The sequence below is a fragment of the Lacihabitans soyangensis genome (assembly GCF_024343775.1).
Classification (GTDB): Bacteria; Bacteroidota; Bacteroidia; order Cytophagales; family Spirosomataceae; genus Leadbetterella; species Leadbetterella soyangensis.
Genome location: NZ_RJUF01000094.1, coordinates 1 through 2,003 on the forward strand (window position 1 = coordinate 1; position 2,003 = coordinate 2,003).

A 2,003-nucleotide genomic window follows, 5' to 3' on the forward strand; every position below is an offset into this window, starting at 1 on the left:
ATGAGTTGATAGCCGAGAATGATGCTTGGCAAGAAAACTTAGAATTGGCAACAAGTATAAAGGGAATAGGAAAAATAGTATGTTTATGGGTAATTGTATATTCCAGGAACTTTTCAGAGGAATTTAATGCTCGTAAATTTGCCTCTTTGGCAGGAGTTGCTCCATTTGAAATAAGCTCTGGAAGTAGTATTAACGGTGGTTTTCACGTCAATTGTTATTCTCATAAGCAGCTAAAAGGCATTTTTCATATAGCAGCAATGGCAGCCATACGGTTTAACCCGCAAATGAAGGAATATTTTGACCGAAAGAAAACAGAAGGAAAGAAAGGTTTTGTGGCAATGAATAATGTGAAAAACAAATTGATTCATCAGATGTATGCAGTTGTAAGAACTAAAACACCTTTTAATCCAGAATATGTTTATAAAAGAGCAGCATAATTTTAAAGAAAATATTTGGATTTAAGTTAGCTATCGAAGGCGGGGATTTTTAGCACTAAACTTCATTAGATGCACAAAGCTTGAATTTAGCACTTCACTTTCATAGAAGCACGAAACCCCCGCTTTTGCAAAACGGCTGTTGGCAGTAGGTTTTCTATCCGTCCGCTGTTCCTTTTCTTGCTGGTTGTACATTGTCAAGTAAATTTGCTTTTACAATTTTAAGTGCTTCTTCTGCATTTCCTTCGCCAAGGTATTCATTTCTATTTTTTGTCACAACAAATAGGGTTTCAAATTTATTTCTGTCTTGCTCTTCGATACTTTTTTTTTCTTTAATTGGAACGAAGTTCTCAAATTGTTTGGGTGTCACATTTGGTAAGTCTTCTGTGTCATATGGATAACCTGTACACCTACTAAAGCAAAGAGTATACAAACTTGTAAAAGGAAAAAGTTTAGAGAGGACTTCATCCTTAATTGCAATTTTTACAAATTCGATTAGCTCCGTGTTGAATTTGTCTTGTAAGATTAAGTTCCAAGTGTATTCAACTTCTTTGTTATCGTCAAATGCAAAAGCTTTTTCGTTTGGTGATACAAATGAAAATTTGTCAGCTAATTCTCTCGTAGTAACTTCATTGCAAAGCCAATAATCTATTACTTGGATAAGTTCTGAAATGTTTTTAGTATGCCCGTTTGCAAGACAAACTCCGTCCTTCCAAAAGTCAGGCAGATATAATTTTTCTTCCGCACCAATGTATACTTGTGAAAATTTTTTCCCATTCTTAATTAATGAAAAATTTAGAGGAAATTCGTCCAAGTTACTTTCCCTTAGAACTCTCAAATTGGAATTAAATTTAACAAATTCAAAATCTATCGCATTTTGAAGTCCACCGACTTTTTCCAACTCCGGATACATTGTCTGAATTGGTGTCTTTGACTTAAAGATTTTAAATATTCTGTCTAACATTTTTAATTGTCGGATTGTATCGTTCTAAACTTACTGCCAACGTTCAGGGCTTTTGGCAGGTGGGGAAATAGAATTCCTTCTGCTCAGCCTTAGTACAAATGTAAATTAAAGTTCCTAATGTTCAATTACTTCCGCCCGCCCCACTTGACACAAGGACATGTGTGTGCCCAGTATGGACATCGAGTACGAAAGTACAAATAAACTCTAGAAGGTGCAAGTCGAAAAGACTGAGTCCTTTACATGCTAGTTGGTAAAGTGTGTTAGTAAGTCGCAAGCTGGTTTCTCGTGAGGGATGCAGTGAAGAAAGCGAGACTACAAAATTCGGTACTGACTTACAGAAACGGAATAAGAGGCTATGATAGGTGGATAAGTATGCACATCAATACAAAGTCCGTGGCCAACAAACCTATCAGAGTAGATTTCGCAGGCATCGAATGAAAGAGTATGTTCTTACCTGGGGAGGTCTTCACAACCACGAGTGGTTAAGTGAAGAAGTCAGCAGAGGTCGTAGTAACTACCAGCAACGAGCCAAGTCCTGAATGGGAAATCTTGGACGGTCTCACACAGTAGCGAAGGACCAAACATTAAACGTTTCCAATGCACCT

General features: G+C 36.9%; 3 protein-coding genes. 2 read left to right on the top strand and 1 reads right to left on the bottom strand.

What is annotated here, in order from left to right; all coding sequences use genetic code 11:
• Window positions 1–437 (top strand): transposase (locus EGI31_RS14525; protein WP_255037921.1); only part of this gene is annotated, 437 nt, incomplete at its 5' end.
• Window positions 438–591: 154 nt separating this feature from the next.
• Here the strand turns inward: EGI31_RS14525 and EGI31_RS14530 are convergent.
• On the bottom strand, window positions 592–1,398 hold the full coding sequence (locus EGI31_RS14530; RefSeq protein WP_255037922.1) for a DUF6193 family natural product biosynthesis protein: 807 nt from the start codon (window positions 1,396–1,398) through the stop codon (window positions 592–594).
• A 297-nt stretch (window positions 1,399–1,695) separates the two neighbouring features.
• On the opposite strand from EGI31_RS14530, the gene EGI31_RS14535 reads away from it, so the two are divergent.
• Window positions 1,696–1,836, top strand: coding sequence for a hypothetical protein (locus tag EGI31_RS14535; protein ID WP_255037836.1), 141 nt, complete (start codon window positions 1,696–1,698; stop codon window positions 1,834–1,836).
• The last annotated feature ends 167 nt before the right edge of the window (window positions 1,837–2,003 follow it).